We start from the raw sequence: 22658 nt of genomic DNA on the forward strand, positions 1-22658 counted from the left end.
TACTTTTTTAAAAGAATTTTTTACTTTCCATATATTCTCTTACCTGTACTAAAGTTTCTCCAAATCTTTGAAAGTGTACAATCTCCCTTTCTCTCAAAAACCTTAGAGTATCTTTTACACAAGGGTCATCTGTGAGATTTATTAAATGTTCATAAGTTGCTCTTGCTTTTTCTTCGGCTGCCATATCTTCGTGTAGATCAGCGATTGCATCTCCTTTAGCCTGGATATAGGCGGCGGTCCATAACATTCCTGTTGTATCTGCATAGAATAGGCCTCTATCATGTTCTGTATAGTATTCCCCTAATCCTTCTCTTTTTAATATTTCTACTGGTACTCCCTTTAAAAGCTTGAAAACAAGAGTTGCTATTATTTCAAGGTGTGCTAATTCTTCTGTAGCAATGTCTGTCAAAACTGCTTTTGCTTTTCCTGTAGGCATGACGAATCGCTGAGTTTGATATCTTAAAGCGGCTGCCAATTCTCCATCAGGGCCTCCATATTGGGCGATGAGGTATTTTGCCATTTTTACATCTGGTTTGCATACTTTAGCAGGATATTGTAGTTTCTTTTCATAAACCCACATAGCAAAGTCCTCCTCAATATTCTATTTCCCAAGGCCATGGGTCATCTACCCATTTCCAAGGATATTGACTTTGTGAATGACCAAAAACCATCAAGGGCCCGTAAAATTGTTCATATTGTTGTTTCAACATAGACAATTGGTTGGAATAATAGTTATAGTCTTGAAGGGCTTTTTGGTCATCGGGATGGGTGTCTAAATATAGATTCAAATCTATACAGGTAAACTCTATTTCCATGATTTTCTTAAGCAAAGATATTTGATTGCCATCCATTTTATCACCTCATTTTTTCGCCTACATAAGGCATATCAAGTTCAGGAAAAACAGTGCCTTTTTTAATGGCTTCTTCCGGAGGATAAAGAGATACATATTTCTGTAAAGGCACATAAGCCTGTGCAAGCTTTAGAGGAGGAAAAGCATAATCCTGCACATAAGGATTATAGTCGTACATTTTTAAACCTCCCAAATCTGTATATTTACTAATATAATATTCTTGTATATATGTTTGTGATACAATAAAAAAACAATCAAAAGTGTGTACAACTTTATTAAAATTATGTAAAGGTTATTTTATTTTTTGATAAAAACATTTTAGTGAATTATATTAGAATTATTGAGAAAAAAGAGGTATAATCTAAATAGCGAAGGAGGAATGAGAGTGAAAAGAAATGATATTATAACAGTTGAGATAAAAGACATGGAATTTGGTGGATTTGGGATAGGCTATTTTGAGGGGAAAAAAGTAAAAATAAAAGGAGCACTTTTGGGGCAAATAATAAAGGCAAAAGTTAAAAAAGTAAAAAAGGATATGGTAGAAGGCGAAATAGTGGAAGTAATGGAGAATTCTCCTTTGGAGAAGCAAAGCTTTTGCCCTCACTTTGGAGATTGTGGTGGTTGTATTTATCAAAATGTTGATTATTCAGATCAACTTAAGATAAAAGAAGATATTGTAAAGAAGCTTCTTGAAAAAGAGGGAATAAGAGATTATGAATTTTTAAGGATTGTGAAAAGTCCTAAAGAGCATGGTTATAGGAATAAAATGGAATATACTTTTGGAAAAGATAAAGAAGGTAATGAGGTGTTAGGACTTCATAGAAAAGGTAGATTTTATGAAGTGGTTATGACAGATAAGTGTAATATTGTTGATGATGACTTTCTAAAAGCTTTAAATCTCACTTTTGATTATGCAATAAAAAAAGGACTACCTTTTTATGATAAAAAAACTCATAAGGGTTTTTTGAGACATTTGGTGGTTCGGAAAGCTTCAAAAGCAGGGGAAATTTTGTTAAATATTGTAACAACAACACAGTTGGAACATGACTTTAAAGAGCTTATTGAGATATATAAAAATGTGGATTTTGAAAGTCGGCTTGTAGGTGTACTACATACTCAAAACGATTCCTGGTCAGATGCTGTAGTATGTGAAAAGTTAAATGTGTTATATGGAAAAGATTATCTTATTGAAGAGCTTTTAGGATTAAAATTTAAAATAAGTGCATTTTCTTTTTTTCAGACCAATTCATACGGGGCAGAAAAACTTTATGAGACGGTGAGGGAATTTGCAGGAGATGTATCTGACAAAATAGTTTTTGATTTGTACTCCGGTACAGGGACCATAGGTATAATTATGGCTCCAATGGCTAAAAAAGTGATTGGGATAGAACTTGTGGAAGAAGCAGTTATGTCGGCGAGGGAAAACGCAGAACTCAATGGACTTAAAAATTGCACTTTCATTGCCGGTGATGTCTCAAAGAAACTCAAAGAAATTAAAGAAATGCCTGATGTGGTGATTGTGGATCCTCCAAGGTCTGGAATCAATCCAAAAGCTCTTGAAGATATTATAAAATTCAACCCTCAAAAAGTAGTTTATGTTTCTTGTAATCCTGAATCTCTTGCAAGAGATTTAAAAATTTTTAGTGAAGGAGGATATAAAGTAGATAAAGTAAAATGTGTAGACATGTTTCCTCATACCTATCACGTGGAGTGCGTAGTATTGATGTCAAGGGTTGAGAAGTAGCTCTACTAAAAATACTGATAAATAAAGGGTTTCCAGACATTAGGTTTTTCTCACGGTTACTTTGCCGGAAGAAATAATGTCAGAAAACCCTTATTTTTATTGTTTGCGGTAACATATCAACTGCCTTGAAAGTGATAGGGTTGAGTTGATAGGTTAGATATTTTAACAGGGTTGAGGAGACAGGATGGATATAAATTTCTGCTTAATTTTCTTCACTGTTTTCTATTTCTTTCAATGATACCCCGTCTTTCGTTTTCCATTCTACCAGTCCATTTACGTGCCCGCCAATGACAAAAGCAGCAGCATATGATGGGCTACGAAATAAGATGTTTTCTTGAAGTATTCCATTTTCATCTATTTTGGCTTTTTGTCTACGTTCTTTAATTCCAGGTGGAATGCTATCAGAATCTATAGTTTCTATACGACTGCCTTGTAAGACGACAAAGCCCTCGTTTGTTTGCTTACAGCTTGCCTCAATTACTTGTCCACTCTTACGACTTTTTCGCTTCATAAAGAGAAGCAATTCTTCTTCGGGAGATTCTACTGTGATAGCTGCTTTTGGTTTATCTGTTAGTGGTTCGAATAATTTGTGTCCAAGAGCGCCCATTATAATCTTAGCGTAATCAATGAACTCTTCAAGCTCACTTTCTTTTTCCTCGGTTATATTTCCTGGAGTAGGGTCGTTTCCATTCTTAACCACATACCGGTTTGCCTCTACTGCAAGTCCACAAAAGCGGTTCTCAAGATAACTTATCTCTGTGGGACCAAAGGAGTTATTGGACGTAGTGAATACAACAGCCTCTGTCCAATAATCTTTATCAGGATTTCGCTTATGTTCTATCAACCGACAGAGAAGACCCTCTCCATTTTTTCGTACTCCAGCTTGACCAATATAAACCATATTGTCGTCTGTTTGATCGGAAGTGCCAAATAAGAAGTAAACACCGCTCTGTGATAAATCTTCGCGTCCCTTGCACTTATCTAGTTCTGTTCGAGGTATTTTGTAAGCCACGCCTGTCCAATTAGCAAGAGTACACTTTATTCTCCCATTTGGTGTGCCATCCATTAAAAACAAATTTATACTTTTTCCTCGTTTAGCCATAATCCTTTACCTCCCTCGTAACAGCTTATTTGTTATTTGAATCATTGGAAGGAGTTTCAAATGGCTTTCCTTCAGGGTTATACGTTAAATTGAAAACAAGATCCGACAGCCATTTCTTAAACGAAGGATTATCATTAAACTGCTTAAATAACTCCATATTATCCGCCATTATACTAAATATAACCGACTGAAGGGCACGTTCACTTTCCATACGCGCATTTTGCTTGTCTGAATTTTTCATTGCGTTAATATAGCGCTCGTCTTTTGTAACCATTCCTGGTATTTCTAGAATTTGGCGGCGAACATTATCAGCATCGTTCCAGTCTATATTGCCGAACAAGTCATTAAATGATGAAAGAATGCTAGAAAGTAAATCCATTTCTGGCTCCACTATGCCACCTACACGACCAGCAGGTACAGGGCCAATCTCAGCGTCAGCATCATCTAATACAAGAGACATAGAATCACGAGCTTCCACTCGGTAACTATCTAAATCAATTGAATCTAGTATCCCTTGAGATAAATCATCTTCTTTGGGAGAAGGAAGTTTAGGTATTAATAAATTTAAAAATATTGATAGCTTTTCCCATTCTGCATTACCGTAAGGAAGAATAGCTCCAAGAAAGCCGTATGTTCGAACAAATGCTTTTGCTGCACTTTTGAATTCAATTTTCCCTTCGTCATCAAGCTCTTTGTAAATAGCAGTACATGCATCGAGGATAGGATCTAACCTATCACGTTCTGCACCATTTAAGTACAGTTCAACAAGCGAATCAACATGCCCACTTTCGTATACTTGATGGGATTCCATAATTGCTATGAGATCATAAAGCTTGTTCGGATCAGTTTCATTAGACAGAATAGTTGTCCGATAATATTTTGAGAATGCTGCTTCAATGGTCTCTGTTTTATTTGCAAAATCAAGTACAAAAGTATCATGTTTCTGTGGATGAGAGCGGTTCAGTCGAGATAGAGTCTGAACCGCCTTTATATCAGATAGCATTTTGTCAACGTACATTGTATGGAGTAGTGGTTCATCATAACCCGTTTGGAACATATCAGCCACTATAAGAAATCGATATGGATCCTTACGGAATACCTTCTCAATTGTATTATCTGGGAAGCCATTAATTGCTGCAGAGGTTAAAGTTTTACCACCATATTCTTTTTCCCCAGAAAAAGCAATAATAGCTTTATAAGGACTACGCCTGTCAGCAAGGCATTTATTAATTGCGTAATAGTATTCTATACAGCGCTCTATACTACTCGTAACCACCATAGCTCGCGCTTTTCCTCCGATTTTTCCTTTTGAAATAACCTGATCATGAAAGTGGTTCACCATGATTTCTGCTTTTTGTGATATGGCAAATTTATTGCTTTCTACAAATTGACGGAGTTTCTTTTGTGCTTTTTTCTTGTCAAATAAAGGATCATCTTCAATGGTTTTAGCAAGTCTGTAATAACTGTCAACAGGGGTATAGTATTTAAGTACATCTAAAATAAAACCTTCTTGAATTGCTTGCTTCATTGTATATACATGGAACGGACGATGTTTAATTTCATCTCCGTCTTGGTATGGGATACCAAACATTTCAAGGGTTTTGTTTTTCGGAGTAGCGGTAAATGCAAAATAGCTAGCGTTCTTCAGCATTTTGCGCCCTTCCATAAGGCGGTTGATTTTATCTTCAAAATCTTCCTCTTCTCCAGTAACTTCACCCGATAATACAATATTCATCTTAGCCGACATGTTACCGCTCTGTGATGAATGGGCCTCGTCAATAATTATGGCAAAAGAACGCCCTTTGTGTTCTGAACCTATACTATCAAGAATAATAGGGAACTTATGTACAGTAGTTATTATAATCTTCTTACCGCCATTGATTGCTTTCCTTAAATCATCAGAGTGTTCTGCCCATGCTACAGTGCTAGAAACCTGCATAAATTGTTTTATCGTATCTCGAATTTGTTTATCAAGTATTACACGGTCTGTAACAACTACCACAGAGTCAATGATGGCTTTTCCATTCTTTTCGAGTCCTACGAGTTGATGAGCCAGCCATGCAATAGAATTTGATTTTCCACTACCAGCACTATGTTGAATTAAGTATCTTTGGCCAACACCATTATGTCGTACATCTGCGAGGAGACTTTCAACAGCAGACAGTTGATGGTAACGTGGGAAAATTTGTGTATATGTTTTCTTTTTTGTTTCCTGGTCTACTTTTTCAACAACTTGAGCGTAATTTTCGATTATATGTGCAAGCATATACTTTTCAAGGATGTCCTTCCATAAATAATCTGTCATTATACCAGAAGAATTTGGAGGGTTGCCGGCTCCATCATTGTACCCTTTGTCAAATGGCAAGAACCAGGAAGCTTTACCATCAAGCTTAGTACTGAACTTGACCCTTGCATCATCTACTGCAAAATGAACCATACAGCGTTTAAATTGGAAAAGCAGTTCCTTCGGATCACGATCCGTTTTATATTGGTAAACAGCATCATCAACATTTTGCTTTGTAAGTTGATTCTTAAGCTCGCATGTTATAACTGGCAAGCCATTGATAAAAATGCACAAATCAAGGGCAAGACGAGTCGCATCTTTTGAATACTGCAGTTGTCGTGTAACACTGAAAATATTCTGCTCAAATAGAGCTTTTGCTTTTATGTTTCTCTCACTTGGTGTTAGATAAAACATAACCAGGTCAGCAGGATAAACCTTAATACCATTACGAAGTACATCAATAATTCCGCGTTTTGCTATTTCACCACGCAATCGGTTTAGAAACTGAGCCTTTTTTAAGTCGCTTTTAAATACACCGAGTTTCTCCATTTCATCTGGCTGCGTCGCTGAAAGAAAACGAAATAGGCGTGTTTCATCAATAGCATAGTCACGGTTATAGTCAGCATTGCTGCCTTGTTCATAACCATTTTGATTTACAAGCCAATCTACAATCAAAGATTCAAGACCACTTTCTCGTGTATTAGTAGCAGTCATTATTCCACCTCCGTTCTATTTATAACAATGGATTAATAAATTGAATTAGCGCCGTAATTGCCGCAGCAAACTCAGCGGTTCCTTTTAGCATTTTCAATCCGGAAACTGCAGTTTTTATAAAACCTTTTCTAGGGTTTTCAGATTTTATTTCTTCTTCTATAACTTCTAAATTGCTATTCAAAATTTCAGCATCTTCGTTTGATAAACCATCAGCAGTTTTTCTCACTGCTTGTATCAACTTTTCAAGTTGGGTAGTATCAATGCCCACTGTATTGGTTGCTGAAATGGAAGCATTGTCGTTGGCAATATTGACTTGTCCATTTTGTACTGTAATTGAATAAATAATTTTTTCATCAACTCCCATATCAATTCCTATCTTGGTTAAGTATCTTTCTATATGGTGAATTAATACCATAACAACTCGGTCGTTGAATCCTTTGATTTTGTCTTGATATTTTTTTGAAGACGAATATCCAAAGGCAACGCCTAGATGTATTTCGATGTTATTTTCAGCAATATAGTTTAAAATTGCAAAGATATTTCGAATCTCTTCTTCATCTGTATCCCCGAGAGAAAAAATGCATCTTCCGTAAGAACGACTAACTTCGTCAAACTCTTGTTTCAAGTCTTGATCACAAACTCCACAAGCTATAATGTAATCAATAATAATAGGTGTATTTTTAATAAAAGCAATAAATTTTGATAGCACATTTGTATAGTCGTTGAAATCAGCTTGTAGAAGACGATTAGAAATACTGTTAAAATCGTACATGATTTTTCTTAAGTCTGCTCTATTCAACTTCATAATTTTTCACCCCACAAAACGGGCAGTAGCACCCGGTCATACTTAGAATAGGCTTTATTTTGGCAGTGCGCTTGCAACACGGAAATGATACGATTTCTAGAGCTTCAATTCCAGAATGAATGGGATTTTCAGGCTCATGCTTGGGACGTTTTCCAGCCTTAAAAGTAACAGGTCCTTTCCTAAATTGACGCTCAATTTTTTTAAATTCTTCGTGGATAATGTCCATCGCCTTGTTATGAGCCATTGCCATAGCCAACTCTAATACATCCTCTGTAATATAGTCTTCTCCTACAAGGCCACAACTTGGACAAAAAAGTTCAAGTACGCCATCGTCCTCTATATCAGAAGGAGTAGCTTTGAAGAAAGTACCACAGTTGGGGCATTGCAAAAGTATATATCCATCGTTATCTGCTGGTATAGATATTTCCATATGAATATCGTCGGTCATGTTATTCCACCTCCATTTCTCCGCCTTCTTCCTCAAGGACGATATTATCATCAATTTCACCGTCGATAGTTTCATCAGAGTCGCCTTCATATTCAGGTATTTCGATATCACGTACATCGACTTTCCCTGTTACCACATCCGAAATAAGGCGGATACGGTATTCTGTTAATAGTTCTATTTCACGATTTAATGTTTCGTACAACTTATCGAACTTAGCTAAACGATTATCGAGATATTCAAGAATTTCACTTTGCTCGGCTATACTAGGAATTCCCAACTCGAAGTTACTTATGAAGCTGCTGGGAACCCGTTTTTGCCCGGCAGAACCTGTCATTACATTAGCGCCTTCTATACGAAATTGTTGTAATTGTGTAATCATATATAGATAGCGTGGCAGAACTTTTTCGTTTGCTCTTAATACAATTAATTCTGTAGTACCAAAACCAATATTTGTTTCAAGGGTATCTAAGCAAGCACCCTTACCATTTTCAAAACATGGGGTAATCTTTGCAACAATAACGTCATTTTTAGCAAAAGATGAAAAACCATTTCTTACATCTTTGAGTTTGCGTTTTTCGCAACAATCAATTTTTCCATCCGATGAAATATTCTCCATTGGTAGAAAGACTACATAATCTTCTAAAGAGTATTTCTCTAGTTGAGATGTAATGGATGCATTAATTCGGCAAATACGCTTAAGCTTCATAACAGACCAATGCGACGGAATTTCACCTAACCAGATTACTCCACTTTCTTTTCTATTTGCGTGTGGATTAATTCCATACATAATTACGTTATCAATGGTAGCCTTGCGGTACTCGGTCAGCAGTGCGATCTGCTTTTTCTTTGCCTGGATAAGTTTATTGATTTTAGCAAGCTTCCAGTCAAGAAAACGCACAATCTGGTCTTGTTCCTCAATGCTTGGAACTGGCAGATATATAGATTTCATTTCTGTATATCTAGTTGTCCACAGGTCAGCAACAATTCCTCGACCATTTCTGTAAAACTCTTCGATAAAATAATGGCTTTTAAGCAGATAATGCATATATCGACCATTAACAAAAGAGCGCGGCTTTAACACTATGTTAATTAGTGAAACAGAACCATCATAATTGGATATGCCGCTGGAACCTCTTCTATCCGAACGACTATTTATTACAAAATCTCCTTTTATAACAAGTTTACGATTATCACCATTATTTGTTTTTGCAACAGTAGCAATTTGAGGGACAACCCCAGCTTTACTTACAGAAAGAGGTGAATAATCCTTATCTGATACTTTTTCACTTCTTTCCACAAAAAGTTCACGTATTTTATGAGATTCCCAATGGTTTGGGATACTATTAAGCCATAGAGCAGGAGTTTCTTTATATTTTGGATAGGGCTTCAGCATATTCTCAACCCCCTATAATCTCAGCAAGTAATCCGTCTGTCTCTACTTCGAGAGCACGAATGTCTGCTGTTATTTCTTCTAGTGTTCGCAGCTGAATTGGTTTATAGAAGTATTTTGTAAAACTAATCTCATAACCTATCTTGGTTTGCTTCTCGTCAATCCATGCATCGGGAGCAAAGGGTTTTACTTCTTTTTCAAAGAATGCTTCGATGCCACCTTCATAGGTAAAAGGTATTTGTTCTGTATCTGTTAACTCCTTATTAACCACAGGTTTTCCTTTTTTATCTTTCTGAATAGTACCATCTTCATTGTAAGCAGGGCGAAGGACAGTTACTTTCCAATAACCAAACTCGTTGTTATCAAAAATTTTGCTATACTCATTTTCCTCAAAAGCCATATACAAATCTAAAATTTGACGTCTAATTTCGGAAGTAAATTCACAGTTCTTTTTCCCAAGGTTTTTACGAAGTGGCGACTTTAATAAAGTAGCATCTATAAGTTGAATTTTGCTCTTTCTGTGTTCTGCTTTGTTATTCGAAAGAACCCAGATATAAGTGCCTATGCCTGTGTTGTAGAACATGTTTTCCGGCAAAGCAATAATTGCTTCTACAAGGTCATTCTCAATTAAATAACGACGGGCATTGCTTTCTCCGGAGCCAGCATCACCGGTAAATAAGGAAGAACCATTATGAACTTCTACGATACGGCTACCTAACTCGGTAGTTTTCTTCATTTTTGCAACATTGTTTAGTAGGAAAAGTAACTGTCCATCACTTGTTCTTGGAATCATACTGAAATTAGGATCATCAGCAAAGTTGGTCACAAAACGACTGTCCATAATATCTTTCTTGCCACCGAGCTTATCTGCGTCAACTTTCCACGATTTACCATATGGTGGATTACTTAGCATGAAATCAAACTGATAAGTAGGAAATTGGTCATTTGAAAGTGTGGAACCAAACCCAATATGGTCTGCTTGATCACCTTGACCTTGTAGTAAAAGATCAGACTTAGCTATAGCATAGGTTTCTGGGTTTATTTCCTGACCAAAAAGATGAATTGATACTTTCCTACCAGCTTTTTCAGCAAGTTCAATAAGACGATCTTGGGCAACAGTAAGCATACCACCTGTTCCACAAGCTCCATCATAGCATGAGTAAGTTGCATCCTTAATTTTATCTGCTACTGGTACAAATATAAGGTCTGCCATTAATTCGACAACATCACGTGGTGTGAAGTGTTCCCCGGCCTCTTCGTTGTTTTCTTCATTAAAGCGGCGAATAAGTTCTTCAAAAATTACTCCCATGGTATGGTTATCAAGACCAGGTAAACGGATTTCTTTCTTTTCATCATCTTTATAAACCGGGTTAGGACTTAAGTTAATTGTAGGTGATACAAATTTTTCGATAACAGCGCCAAGTATATCCGCATCAATCATGGTGTCTATCTGATTGCGAAATTTGAATTTATCTAATATTTCCTGAACATTAGGAGAGAAGCCATCCAAATAGGCTATAAAATCTGCTTTTAAAGTTTGTTTCTTTGCTCTAGAGGTTAAATCGCGCAAGCAAAAAGGTGAACTGTTGCAAAATGACTGTCCAGCAGCATTGCATAGTGCAGCAGTTTGATTGGTGATGCCTGCCTCGTCTAGTTTCTTTTTCATTTCAACGCCTCATGATCTTACAATCACAACCATAGATGAAAATGAACTAAGTGGGTACTTGCATATTTCTGCTTATATGATAAACTTGGAAATAGTGCAGGAACAAAGTTTGGGCGTTCATTGGAGGAATAAATACCCCGTTTTTCAACGTAAACCGATTGCCTTCGAGTACAACCAACTGTGCACCTTAGGGTAGCACGTGTAGTAAAGTTCATATAATCTCTGGCAATCATTCCTGCCAAAATAATTAATTTAGGAGCTGATCTATATGCAAGATATCCTCGAATGCTGTTGTGGACTTGATGTGCATAAAGAGTCTCTAGTAGCTTGCTTACTTAAAGGACCGGTTAATCAACAACCTTCGTCGGAAATAAGAGTATTCTCTACTTTACGTGACGATCTTGAGGCTCTTAAAACATGGCTTGTTGAGCAAAACTGTATGCACGTGGCCATGGAAAGCACAGGTATTTATTGGATACCTGTCTATGAAATACTTGAAACAGCCTTTGATAGCTCCATATCTCTTGTTATCGCCAATGCAAGACATATGAAGAACGTGCCTGGCAAGAAAACTGACATGAAAGATGCTGAATGGATTGCCACTCTCTTAAGAGCAGGCCTTCTAAACGGCAGTTTCATACCGGATAAAGACATACGCGAGTTAAGAGAGCTTACCAGATACCGTAAAAACGTTATAGCCGATATTACTTCTCAGAAGAACCGCATTGAGAAGTTTTTACAAAGCTGCGGTTTTAGACTCTCCTCTTTTATATCGGATATATTTGGTGTTTCCGGTAAGGGTATAATAAAGCATCTATATACTCATGGTAGCATTACTATAGATGACCTTGATGGTTATCTAAAGACGCAAACTCGCAGCAAGATAAATGAGATAATGTCGGCTATAAACGGTAAATTGGATAAACATCAAATGCAATTTCTCAAGATGATATTTGAACACCTTGAGAGCCTTGAATCTCATCTTTCAGAAATTGAAAGCCAAATTAACTTATTCATCCAAAAATACGACCATCAGATAGACTTACTAGATAGCATACCAGGCATAGATAAGGTTGCTGCATCTACCATATTAGCGGAGATAGGCACTGATATGAGCAAGTTTAAGACCGCCGAACATATTTGTTCATGGGCAGGATTAAGCCCAGGCAATAATGAGAGTGCCGGTAAAAAAAACGAGTAAGCGTCAACAAAGGTAACCCATATATAAAGAGTATACTCTGTGAGGTAGCCTGGGTGATAACTCGCCAAAAGAAATCTTATCTCTGTGCATGGTATTGGAAGATGCGGCAACGTAAAGGTCATAAAAAGGCTATCGTAGCTCTTGCCAGGAAACTACTTGTAATTATCTATACAATGCTTAAAACAGATACAATGTATGATGAAAGCTGTTTTGATATACGCAGGCAACAAACCGAGCAAAAGAGGGTTGTAAAGATGGTCAGCGAACTCAAGAAACTCGGTTTTGAAGTAAAGCAGCCTGTATAACAATTGAAATATTTCCGTTATATCGCATATCTATTTGGCAAGTATAGGTAATTATGCTTGCATAGGATAGTATTGTCTTTTTTAAAGATTATCTATATTCAATTGTGAATGTGCAGTTCACTAAAGATTTTTGGCCTTTAGTGGATTATAAGTCATTTTCGTAGTAAGAACAGCAGGCTTTGTTTCCTCTAATACAGCATCTAATCTACGGATTACTGTCATAGGCAAGATTACATCTCTGTATTTACCTCGTACATATACGTCTCGTAGGCAGTCGTCGGCTATTCCCCATATAAAGTTTACTATTGAATTGTAGGTTTGGTTATCCATATAAAACACTTCCTTTCAAATAATGAAATTCTTATAATGCTAAAGGGTTTTTTAAACATCATCTGTTTCACTTTTCTCAGCCGCGCCACCTGAGCGAATCCATTCATCAACTTCGGAAATTTTAAATTTCCATAGCCTACCTACCTTATGGGCTGGCATGTTGCGATTGTTAATCCACTGCAGTACAGTTTCACGACTTACACCCAGATAATCTGTAATAATATCCATTGAAGACCATTTTTCTAGATTTTGATCTTTGCTCATTAAATAAGCCTCCATTTCATTTCTTATTGGCGTACACCATTCAAAAATCCGTAACGACCATACGATTCATCTTTAGTAAACTGAATCACATTTGCACTGCTATAATCTAAATCAGGAATATCATTTTCTACAATAATAACTTGACCATGACTTTGGTTGTCTAATAGGTATTGGAATAATGCAGCTTTCATTGTGTCAGATGCCACACCATCTTCTTTTTCCTTCAGAGAAAGAATAGGGGAGTCAATAATCAATAGCTCAGGTGCATATTTACCTTTATCGGTTAGATACTCCATAAGCGAAATGGCAAGTACCGTATTTAAAAAAGCGCGATATCCTTTGCCATATGTGTCTTTGGGAGTCCCGTTGATAAATATGTCAAAGGAACTTGAATCAAAATAAGCAGAGCTATAACCATCAAACTTACAAGCTTCTAGGATTCTATTTAGATAGATGTCCAATGTTGCTATGATCTCGTTATTAAAGTAGGCCTTGATTTTAAACTCTACAGCTGATTCGTCTTCCATCATTGCTTCAAACAATTCGGATTTCATTGTTGTTTCATATTTGGTAATAACAACTGATTCATTTCGAATTTCAATGGCTCTTCGATAATCATATAAAGTTGATCTAAGCCCAGCAATTTTGGGTTTTAATTCATCATTAATGAGTAATTCAACATCTGATTTTTCATTATTTAATCTCGCAAGTTTAGTCTCTAGTGTTGAACGTTCTTTTATTAGATCTTGCTCAGCTTCTAATAAATCATCTAATTGGAGTTGTATTCTATGTAGCTCAGCATGTGATGCTTCAACATAAGAAGCTCCTCTTTGAGAAGAGGATATACTGCTGTCACAGAAGGGGCATTTAGAATTTGGGTGTATTTTACTTTTATGCAGCTCTCCTTCAACAATAAAAGTTAATCTCTTGATATCAGATGCATACTGAGTCTTCAATGCCTTATACCGGTTATACAGCGTATTACATTCAGCCAATTGATCGCTGACAATATAAATTTCCTTTAGAAGTTGTTTGCTGCGGTTAACTGAATCAGCAATTTTTTCTTCCGTTTTAGCGATTTCAACAAGTATATTTTCTACTTTTTCTTGAAGGTACTCTTCATCTCCAACTGGAAGCTTGTTAAGCTCGTTTTTACGTTCAGCAAAATCATTTAACCTTTTGTTAATATAATCAGCAACAGCCTTTTTTCTAGCTTCTTTTATCTTTTTTTCTTCCTTTGGGTCAGATTCAGCAAAATCTTGACCAGTAATTAAGAAAAAGAGAGCAGAAAGAGCTGCGGTATGTGCTGTATTTTGCCTTGGCAATATAATAGAAGCTTCTTGAAAAACAATAGATTCCTTAATGAGAAACATATGTGAAAAAGTCCTCCAGGTAAGACGTTGTTTATCATACCTTGAGTTTTTTATAATAAAATGCTCCTTATCAATACCTATAAGACTTAACCATACATCACTGATATTCTTTTTTCCACTAGTTCTATAATCTCCAGATTCAATCTTGTGATTGTTGCTATGAACTCTAATTTTATTTGAATCTAATTCACGATCCAATGTAATACTACCGTTTTCTGTAGCAACAATTAATTTGATATTATTGTAGCCAGTGCTTCTATCAAAACGAATTTTATCACTGCCAAATAAGTAGTCGATACATTCTAAGATATAACTTTTTCCAGTATTCGATGGTCCACATATAATATTTAATCCTTCATCAAATTCCAAAACTGAAGGCTCTTTACCACCACCGGAAACAATTAGCTTTTTTATATATAGGTTAGTCATTTCATTAATCCTCCCGCAGCGAATATATGGAGCGTTTATTTATAGATTCTAAAACTTCACGCTCTGTTTTATTAGATATAAATTCCCTTACCAAATAAACAGCTTGACGATATGTGTTAGCATAATCACTGGATAAATGTTCGCTAAAACTTAAGCCTTTTTGATTCGCGGAATATGTAAAACCTTGTTTGGTCGTGCTAACTTTTATGAGGTCATCAAGAACAAGATGCTTAATTGCTGTTTTTATGAGTTCGCGGCGCAAGGCGAATTCACTGAATTTATAACTATTATCTCCATGCAGATTTTCATTAGAAAGACCAAAATCTCTTCCGTAAAGAGAAATAAAATCTATAGCAGTAAGCATGTCCAAACTAAAGCTCTGATTTTTTGAAGACTCTAGTACAAGCAATATACGTAGTGATACTTCAAATGGCGTATTATACAACTTACTCATCGGTTTCAACCCACCCCCTAAGTTTGCCATCATTTACAAGAATGTGGCAGACACCTTTTTTTTCACTAGCGCCGATCCAATTAGGAATTTGGCTATATACGCATTTATCAACTCGAATAAGAGTGGCTTGAGACATAACCCCTTTTAGCCTAGCGAGACCATGAGGATACTCATTTTCGTAAACATCTATGATACCGTCATATGTTTCTTCTTTTAATATTTCAAAATGATCCGGATTCGTTTCTCCGAATACATCTCTTGCACCACGTCTAATACTTTCAGCTGCATAGTAGTCTTTTCTCCTACGATTAAAGTCCTTCTCATACTTTGGAAAACTTTCTAAGGATTCTTTTGGCAACTCATCAATGCCTTCAGCATCAGCATAAGCGGCTAATAATTCTCTGACGTAAACCATCTCATGATTCTCGATTTCTTCTGGTGGAGCAATAGCTTCTGGTTGTCTAGGAGGGATTTTTTCAATAAGCTCCTTTAGCTTTTTTACATCACTAAGAATAGAAGGCATTTTACTATTTAAGGGAGCTGGTGACTTCTTAGAAATTTTATTATCCTTTTTTATTACGTACAAAAATAAGTCAGACAAAAAGACATGAATGGAGGTCGGATTAGCAAATTTTAAGAATTCATCTTTTTTATCCTGAGGAACACTATCGTCACTTGATATGAGGTCTACTAATTCAGCAATCATGTCTTGTATCATTTCAGGCATCATTTCAGGCATGACCACATCTTCAAAATAGTCATGAGCAGAATTAATAATTAATGGGGAGCTAGATGCTTCTTTAATTTTTTTGCGCATATTAATTTTACAATTAAATAAGTCACTGGCAAGCTTGTCAGTAACTACGAAAGGTTCACCTTCTTGGTTTGTAACATCTTCATTGTCGGTGATCAGACCAAGTAATAATTCAGCAACACGTTTTTGACTATTAGGCTCTTTAATTGATTTTTGAACAATTTTAGCATATGAACCAAAGCATAATTTACCCACGACGACCATCCCTTTCTGCAGAACCATAAGGTCAAAAAAGGGTCAAAAATAGGTCAAACCGAGGGGAAATACTTATAGGTCTAAAGCTTGTATCCTTTTCTTGTAAGCATTACAGGAAAAGGATTTTTTATTTTGTGACTATGGTCTTTGAGCGATGTTATTCCCCGAAAAGATAACCCTGATAAACCATTGATTCTGCTAACTACATTTTATAAATTATATCACTTAAATAAGTATAATTCAATTCCTTTACCTGTAATAGAAATTTAAACTGCTTACATCAAATTAAATACTCATAAATACACATAAATACCTGTTATCAGAAGAGGAGAAAGGATGAAAAGAAGATGAGTGAAGTGAGAAACCTTGATGGAAAACTTGTTTGTAGAGTAGATGAAGCTACTGGTACTGTAGAAATCAAAATCAAAGACTGTATTACATTAATCAAAAGAAATGCAGATGGCACTACAGAAGTAGTAAATCTTAAAAATTAGTTTATCTGCTTTTTAATGAAGTAAACATTAAATCCGCGAGACCGCTAGACGGCAGTGCGGAATACCTGAAAAGGTATTCCACTGCCGTCTTTTTTTGTCTCACGGATAATGAGCGGCTCCCGCGGATTTCAAAGCCAAATTTTGAAAACCAAAGGAGTCAAATTATGAAAAGAGCGTACAAAACTAGCCAAAAGAAGAGAACTAACTACATTTATTACACAGCTGAAGGAACAAAGATTGTGATTACCCCGGGTGAGAATGGGGTCACCGAAGCGGACATCGAGCTTTTGCACATTATGGATGATGACGAAGTGGACGAGCAGCGTCGCTATGATTATCGAGTGAAAACACATCTGGATGCTTATTATGACGGAGAAGAGGAAGCAGCCAATGACCGCAATAAATATCTTGCAGATGATACTGCGAATCCAGAACAGCTAATCATACAAGCTGGATATGAAGCCGATTATCAAGATATGTTGGACAAGTTAACAAAGGCAATGGAGTCTCTTTTGCCACAACAAAAAGAACTTTTCAAAAAAGTATATCTTGAGAAACGATCCAACACTGATATTGCAGCAGAAGAAGGCGTGACAGAAGCTGCCATTCGCGGCCGCCTTAAGAAGCTTCATGAAAGACTAAGAAAAATTCTATCCTAATTGGGTTCGTAAGAACCCTTTATATAAAAAATCTTTTCTGAAAGGGGGTTCGAAAGAACTCTCTTTTTCGCTTATCGGTGAGGGGTAGGTAAATTGCCCCCGGAAAGGAGAGGGAATATGAGCCTAAAACATAAAGTCACTATTAATGTGGCAAAGCCTAATGGCGAAAAAAGCTCCGTCATTCAAAGCACTCGTAAGACTATCCGAACTAGAATGCTTGATTTCCTATTTGGAAAGAAAGCCAGTTTGTTAGTAATTACTCCAGGTGACTCAGTTGAGACGGTAGAAATTAAAGAAATCAAGGAAGGAGGTGTAGGCCATGAGTAAGATTAAGCTCCTTCTTGATGTGGTATTAGATCTTCGAGCATTAGCAGATAGTGTTCAGGCTGTGGCTGATGCTATTGAAAGTAATGAGCCAAAGGAGGATACAAAGTCAGAGCAGCCAAGATATGAAAAACAGCCTGAAGAAAAGCAAATTACCTTAGAAGAAGTAAGAGCGGTGCTCGCGGAGAAAAGTCATGATGGATTTACTGCTGAAGTTAGAGGTCTTCTAGAAAAGTATGGTGCATCAAAACTTAGTCAGATTGATCCAAGTAAGTATGCTGCAATTCTTGCTGATGCGGAGGAGTTGAAATGAGTAAACATGCAATTCTCTCCGCGTCAGGAGCTCATCGCTGGATGAACTGTACACCATCGGCAAGGCTAGAACTGGAGTTTGATGACAACAGTGGTGAGGCTGCAGCTGAAGGCACAGCAGCTCATGCATTAAGTGAACACAAACTCCGAAAGGCACTTAAGATGAGATCAAAAAAGCCGGTCTCTCCATACGACTCAGATGAGATGGACAATTACACCGATGGTTACGTGGAATTTGTACTTGAAGTGATTGAGCAAGCCAAGAAAATTTGTAGTGATCCCTTAATCTTGATAGAACAGCGGCTTGATTTTTCAAAGTATGTACCTGAGGGATTTGGAACGGGGGATTGTTTAATTATTGCTGATGGAACTCTTCACATTATTGATTTTAAGTATGGTCAGGGTGTCTTAGTCAGCGCAGAAGACAATCCTCAAATGAAACTTTATGCCCTTGGTGCACTGGATCTATTTGATGGCATTTATGATATCGAAATGGTTTCAATGACAATTTATCAACCCCGTCGAGAAAATGTCAGTACATCCACAGTCTCAAAAGAAAACTTGTATCAATGGGCTGAAGAAGTTTTAAAACCTAAAGCTGAATTAGCCTTCAATGGTGACGGCAACTACTGTCCCGGTGAATGGTGTCAATTTTGTCGGGCTGCAGTGAAATGTAGAGCAAGAGCAGAAGCAAAAATGAAACTGGCTACGTTTGAGTTTGCTCTACCACCACTTTTATCTGATGAAGAGATTGCTGACATTTTATCTTCTATCGGTGATCTCACTAACTGGGCAAATGAGATTATAGCCTATGCGACGGATGCAGCAGTTAATCATGGAAAGAAGTGGACAGGGTTTAAAGTAGTCGAAGGTCGCTCCAACCGTAAATATAAAGATGAAGAAGCAGTCGCAGAAGCAGCAAAGAATGCAGGATACCGAGATATATACAAGCAAAGTCTCATTACCATTACCGAAATGGAAAAATTGATGGGCAAGTCAAAATTTAATGAAATCCTTGGTGAACTAGTTATGAAGCCACCAGGCAAACCGACGCTAGTTCCAGTTTCAGATAAGCGTCCTGAAATGAACACATCATCAGCAAAAAATGATTTTATGGAGGTATAAAAATTATGTCAAAAACAGCAAAAAGAACAAATCCAACAAAAGTAGTTACAGGAGTTGTCAGACTTTCTTATGCTAATGTGTGGGAACCTAAATCAATCAATGGCGGTGCTGAAAAATACAGTGTGAGCCTGATTATTCATAAGAGTGATACTAAAACCTTAAGTGCTATCAATGAAGCGGTGAATGCTGCAATAGAAGAAGGTAAAGGTAAATTCGGTGGTAAGATTCCAAATAAAGCGGCGTTAAAGCTTCCTCTACGTGACGGAGATATTGATCGTCCAGATGATGAAGCTTATGCAAATAGCTATTTTATCAATGCCAATAGCAATACCCCTCCACAAATTGTAGATAGAAACGTCAATCCAATCATTGATCGTTCTGAAGTATACTCTGGTGTCTATGCAAGAGTGAGTATCAACTTCTACGCCTTTAACTCCAATGGAAACAAAGGTATAGCCTGTGGACTTGGAAATATTCAAAAAATCCGTGATGGTGAACCTTTGGGTGGCAGAACTAATGCAGCTGATGATTTTGTCACTGATGTGGATGATGACTTTTTATCATGAGAACCCTCAGTATAGATATAGAAACATTTAGCAGCGTAGACCTCGCCAAAAGCGGGGTCTATCGTTACGCTGAAGCACCGGATTTTGAGATTTTACTTTTCGGTTACAGTGTGGATGCTGGGCCGGTTCAAGTAGTAGATTTCGCTTGTGGCGAAAAAATACCTAAAGAAATACAGCAAGCGATTCTAGATAATAATGTTACCAAATGGGCGTTTAATGCGCAGTTTGAGCGGATTTGCTTATCGAAGTACTTTGGTATACACCTTGCACCTGATTCTTGGCGTTGCACAATGGTTTGGTCTGCGTACCTTGGGCTTCCTTTATCTTTGGAAGGAGCAGCAATCGTAACAGGAGCAGACAAGAAAAAGCTAACAAAAGGTAAAGAGCTCATTCGATATTTTTCAGTTCCATGCAAACCAACAGTAACTAATGGTGGTCGTACACGAAATCTACCTGAACATGCTCCAGAGAAGTGGAATAGCTTCAAAGCATATAATCTTCGAGACGTTGAAGTTGAACTTTCTATACAGGAAAAGCTTCAAAAATTTCCTATGCCTGAAGAGGAATGGAATAACTATATTCTAGATCAGCAAATCAATGATCGGGGTATTCAGTTAGATTTGGAATTGGTAAAAAAAGCGATTCAATGTGATGAAAAAGTAAGAGAAGAGCTAACAAGCAGACTAAAAGAACTAACTGATCTTGATAATCCTAATTCAGTTGTTCAAATGAAGTCCTGGCTATCGGAAAAGGGTCTGGAAACAGACAGTCTTGATAAGGCATCAGTTAAGGCACTATTAAAGGAAGCTCCAGAACATCTGAGTGAAGTACTGGAACTGAGACAGTTACTAGCCAAATCCAGTGTAAAGAAATACACCGCAATGGAAAATGCCGTATGCACTGACGGAAGAGCTCGGGGACTACTACAATTCTACGGTGCTAATCGAACCGGTAGATTTGCAGGAAGGCTTATACAAGTTCAAAATCTCCCTCAGAACCATTTGTCGGATCTGGAACAGGCACGTCGATTGGTTAGAGGTGGCCATTTTGATGCCTTGGAAATATTGTATGACTCTATTCCGGGAGTTTTGTCTGAATTAATTCGAACCGCTTTTGTGCCAAAGAAAGGATATAAGTTTATCGTTGCTGACTTTAGTGCAATAGAGGCTAGAGTTATTGCTTGGCTTGCAGGCGAGACATGGAGAAACGAAGTGTTTGCTACTCATGGAAAGATTTATGAAGCATCTGCTTCCCAGATGTTTAAAGTCCCCTTAGAAGAAGTCACAAAAGGCAGTCCTCTAAGACAAAAAGGAAAAATTGCGGAGCTGGCCTTAGGTTATGGTGGTTCTGTAGGTGCATTAAAAGCAATGGGTGCACTTGATATGGGTCTTACCGAAGAAGAATTAAAACCTTTGGTCTACGCATGGCGAAATGCAAATCCTAATATTGTACGACTTTGGTGGGATGTTGATCGTGCTGTCAAAGAAGCTGTAACAGAAAGGTGCAGAACTGAAACTCATCGTATCCGTTTTGAGTATCGTAGCGGGATGCTATTAATATGGCTTCCTTCTGGCAGACAACTTACTTATGTTAAACCAAGAATGGGTATTAACAGCTTTGGCAGTGAAGCAGTGACTTATGAAGGAGTTGGTGCCACAAAGAAATGGGAGCGCATTGAAAGTTATGGTCCGAAGTTTGTTGAGAACATCGTGCAGGCCATTTCAAGAGATCTTCTTTGCCATTCCATGCGAAATCTGGATGAATCAGGACTAAATATTGTCATGCATGTCCATGACGAGGTAGTTTTAGAGGTTCCTTTAGAAATATGCGTACAAGACGTCTGTGTTCTTATGGGTCAGGTACCGCCTTGGGCGCATGGGCTTCTACTTCGTGCGGATGGATTTGAATGCGATTTTTATAAAAAAGATTAATTTGAGGGGGTTCGAAGCCTCCTCTTTTTTTGCTTATAGCTGAGGGCATGTTTTATCGCTCTACAACTATATGCTGGAGGTTCGATATGAACAAAATAACTTTATTCAACTATGAAGGCAACACAGTAAGAACAGTAATGAAGGATGGAAATCCTTGGTGGGTTCTAAAAGATGTATGTTCGGTACTAGACATTGGAAACAGTCGTGATGTTATGGCTCGTTTGGACAGTGATGAAAAGGGAGTCGATATTATCGACACCCCTGGAGGAAAACAGGAAGTATCTATTATCAATGAAAGTGGTCTTTATAGCGTGATATTGGTTTCTCGAAAGCCAGAAGCTAAAAAGTTTAAGCGCTGGGTAACCCATGAGGTGCTTCCTTCAATCAGAAGGCATGGCCTTTATGCTACAGATGAGTTACTTGCTAATCCAGACTTTTTGATTCAGGCACTACAGGAGCTTAAAGCGGAAAGAGCTAAAAATGCTGAGTTAACTACTACCATTAGCATTCAAGAACAGCAAATTGCAGAAATGAAACCTAAAGCAAGTTATTACGATGTGGTACTTAACTGTAAGGATGCGGTGTCTATCACAACAATAGCCAAGGACTATGGAAAGTCAGGGCGCTGGTTTAATGAGTATCTGCATAATTTAGGTGTTCAATTCCGTCAAGGGAAGATTTGGCTTCTATATCAAAAGTACGCTCAACATGGATATACGACGACAAAAACCCATACTTACCTTGGAAATGATGGGACGATGCATTCAAAGGTTCATACTTACTGGACTCAGAAAGGACGCTTGTTCATTTATGAGCTTCTTAAGGATCATGGCATTTTACCATTGATTGAACAAGAGTCCGAATTCGAGGAGATGTAA

At 37.3% G+C, this 22658-nt stretch carries 22 protein-coding genes and 2 pseudogenes; 10 read left to right on the plus strand and 14 right to left on the minus strand.

The window, feature by feature from the left end; translation table 11 throughout:
- Positions 1-7 precede the first annotated feature (7 nt).
- From TETH514_RS06145 to TETH514_RS12305, 3 genes are read right to left on the minus strand one after another with little or no spacing between them, the layout of a single operon-like run.
- Positions 8-580, minus strand: coding sequence for a manganese catalase family protein (locus TETH514_RS06145; protein WP_003868341.1), 573 nt, complete (start codon positions 578-580; stop codon positions 8-10).
- A gap of 13 nt (positions 581-593) precedes the next feature.
- Positions 594-851: a spore coat protein CotJB gene (locus tag TETH514_RS06150; protein ID WP_003868342.1), complete on the minus strand. Its 258-nt coding sequence runs from the start codon at positions 849-851 to the stop codon at positions 594-596.
- Positions 852-855: 4 nt separating this feature from the next.
- Entirely contained in the window at positions 856-1029 is a 174-nt protein-coding gene (locus tag TETH514_RS12305; protein WP_003868343.1) for a spore coat associated protein CotJA, read from the minus strand.
- A 201-nt stretch (positions 1030-1230) separates the two neighbouring features.
- Here TETH514_RS12305 and rlmD point away from each other — a divergent pair, with 201 nt between their 5' ends.
- Entirely contained in the window at positions 1231-2595 is a 1365-nt protein-coding gene (gene rlmD, locus TETH514_RS06155) for a 23S rRNA (uracil(1939)-C(5))-methyltransferase RlmD (RefSeq protein ID WP_369791823.1), read from the plus strand.
- A 202-nt stretch (positions 2596-2797) separates the two neighbouring features.
- Here the strand turns inward: rlmD and TETH514_RS06160 are convergent, their stop codons facing one another.
- Genes TETH514_RS06160 through TETH514_RS06185 form a run of 6 tightly spaced genes read right to left on the minus strand, consistent with a single transcriptional unit; the run spans position 2798 to position 11004 of the window.
- Positions 2798-3697: a GIY-YIG nuclease family protein gene (locus TETH514_RS06160; protein ID WP_009052922.1), complete on the minus strand. Its 900-nt coding sequence runs from the start codon at positions 3695-3697 to the stop codon at positions 2798-2800.
- A gap of 25 nt (positions 3698-3722) precedes the next feature.
- Positions 3723-6695, minus strand: a complete 2973-nt coding sequence (locus TETH514_RS06165; protein WP_009052921.1) for a type I restriction endonuclease subunit R — start codon at positions 6693-6695, stop codon at positions 3723-3725.
- A 19-nt stretch (positions 6696-6714) separates the two neighbouring features.
- Complete coding sequence (locus TETH514_RS06170) at positions 6715-7500, minus strand: hypothetical protein (protein ID WP_012268672.1); 786 nt, start codon at positions 7498-7500, stop codon at positions 6715-6717.
- Complete coding sequence (locus TETH514_RS06175) at positions 7487-7948, minus strand: TFIIB-type zinc ribbon-containing protein (RefSeq protein WP_009052919.1); 462 nt, start codon at positions 7946-7948, stop codon at positions 7487-7489. Before TETH514_RS06175 ends, TETH514_RS06170 begins: the two co-directional genes overlap by 14 nt.
- Before the next feature lies 1 nt (position 7949).
- Positions 7950-9341 (minus strand): restriction endonuclease subunit S, encoded by a 1392-nt coding sequence (locus TETH514_RS06180; protein WP_009052918.1) that lies wholly within the window; start codon positions 9339-9341, stop codon positions 7950-7952.
- A 4-nt stretch (positions 9342-9345) separates the two neighbouring features.
- Positions 9346-11004 carry a class I SAM-dependent DNA methyltransferase gene (locus tag TETH514_RS06185; RefSeq protein WP_009052917.1) on the minus strand — a complete coding sequence of 553 codons (1659 nt, stop codon included), beginning with the start codon at positions 11002-11004 and terminating at the stop codon, positions 9346-9348.
- A 268-nt stretch (positions 11005-11272) separates the two neighbouring features.
- Between TETH514_RS06185 and TETH514_RS06190 the strand changes: the two are divergent.
- Positions 11273-12510 (plus strand): annotated as a pseudogene (locus TETH514_RS06190) (IS110 family transposase).
- A gap of 156 nt (positions 12511-12666) precedes the next feature.
- Here TETH514_RS06190 and TETH514_RS06200 read toward each other — a convergent pair.
- From TETH514_RS06200 to TETH514_RS06220, 5 genes and pseudogenes are all read right to left on the minus strand, one after another.
- Positions 12667-12840, minus strand: a pseudogene (locus TETH514_RS06200) (type I restriction-modification system subunit M N-terminal domain-containing protein); the annotation flags it as partial.
- Positions 12841-12891: 51 nt separating this feature from the next.
- Positions 12892-13104, minus strand: coding sequence for a helix-turn-helix domain-containing protein (locus TETH514_RS06205; protein ID WP_009052915.1), 213 nt, complete (start codon positions 13102-13104; stop codon positions 12892-12894).
- Positions 13105-13127: 23 nt separating this feature from the next.
- Complete coding sequence (locus TETH514_RS06210; RefSeq protein ID WP_009052914.1) at positions 13128-14906, minus strand: AAA family ATPase; 1779 nt, start codon at positions 14904-14906, stop codon at positions 13128-13130.
- 4 nt (positions 14907-14910) lie between these two features.
- A complete protein-coding gene (locus tag TETH514_RS06215; protein ID WP_009052913.1) occupies positions 14911-15360 on the minus strand; it encodes an ABC-three component system middle component 2 in 450 nt (149 codons plus the stop codon).
- Positions 15353-16369, minus strand: a complete 1017-nt coding sequence (locus TETH514_RS06220; RefSeq protein WP_009052912.1) for an ABC-three component system protein — start codon at positions 16367-16369, stop codon at positions 15353-15355. Before TETH514_RS06220 ends, TETH514_RS06215 begins: the two co-directional genes overlap by 8 nt.
- Positions 16370-16716: 347 nt before the next feature.
- Here TETH514_RS06220 and TETH514_RS12715 point away from each other — a divergent pair, with 347 nt between their 5' ends.
- The 8 genes from TETH514_RS12715 to TETH514_RS06255 all read left to right on the plus strand — a co-directional run bounded on the left by TETH514_RS12715 (position 16717) and on the right by TETH514_RS06255 (position 22658).
- The gene (locus TETH514_RS12715; RefSeq protein ID WP_003350897.1) at positions 16717-16863 is read left to right on the plus strand and encodes a hypothetical protein; all 147 of its coding nucleotides are present in this window, start codon (positions 16717-16719) and stop codon (positions 16861-16863) included.
- Between the two features lie 164 nt (positions 16864-17027).
- The gene (locus TETH514_RS06225) at positions 17028-17522 is read left to right on the plus strand and encodes an RNA polymerase sigma factor (protein WP_009052911.1); all 495 of its coding nucleotides are present in this window, start codon (positions 17028-17030) and stop codon (positions 17520-17522) included.
- Positions 17523-17639: 117 nt separating this feature from the next.
- Positions 17640-17849, plus strand: coding sequence for a hypothetical protein (locus TETH514_RS06230; RefSeq protein ID WP_009052910.1), 210 nt, complete (start codon positions 17640-17642; stop codon positions 17847-17849).
- The gene (locus TETH514_RS06235; RefSeq protein ID WP_009052909.1) at positions 17842-18159 is read left to right on the plus strand and encodes a hypothetical protein; all 318 of its coding nucleotides are present in this window, start codon (positions 17842-17844) and stop codon (positions 18157-18159) included. The genes TETH514_RS06230 and TETH514_RS06235 overlap by 8 nt, the downstream gene beginning before the upstream one ends.
- Positions 18156-19283 carry a DUF2800 domain-containing protein gene (locus tag TETH514_RS06240; protein WP_009052908.1) on the plus strand — a complete coding sequence of 376 codons (1128 nt, stop codon included), beginning with the start codon at positions 18156-18158 and terminating at the stop codon, positions 19281-19283. The genes TETH514_RS06235 and TETH514_RS06240 overlap by 4 nt, the downstream gene beginning before the upstream one ends.
- 5 nt (positions 19284-19288) lie before the next feature.
- Positions 19289-19849, plus strand: coding sequence for a DUF2815 family protein (locus TETH514_RS06245; protein ID WP_009052907.1), 561 nt, complete (start codon positions 19289-19291; stop codon positions 19847-19849).
- The gene (locus TETH514_RS06250) at positions 19846-21780 is read left to right on the plus strand and encodes a DNA polymerase (RefSeq protein ID WP_009052906.1); all 1935 of its coding nucleotides are present in this window, start codon (positions 19846-19848) and stop codon (positions 21778-21780) included. The genes TETH514_RS06245 and TETH514_RS06250 overlap by 4 nt, the downstream gene beginning before the upstream one ends.
- Before the next feature lie 86 nt (positions 21781-21866).
- Positions 21867-22658 carry a phage antirepressor gene (locus TETH514_RS06255; RefSeq protein WP_009052905.1) on the plus strand — a complete coding sequence of 264 codons (792 nt, stop codon included), beginning with the start codon at positions 21867-21869 and terminating at the stop codon, positions 22656-22658.

The organism is Thermoanaerobacter sp. X514 (genome assembly GCF_000019065.1).
Classification (GTDB): domain Bacteria; phylum Bacillota; class Thermoanaerobacteria; order Thermoanaerobacterales; family Thermoanaerobacteraceae; genus Thermoanaerobacter; species Thermoanaerobacter pseudethanolicus.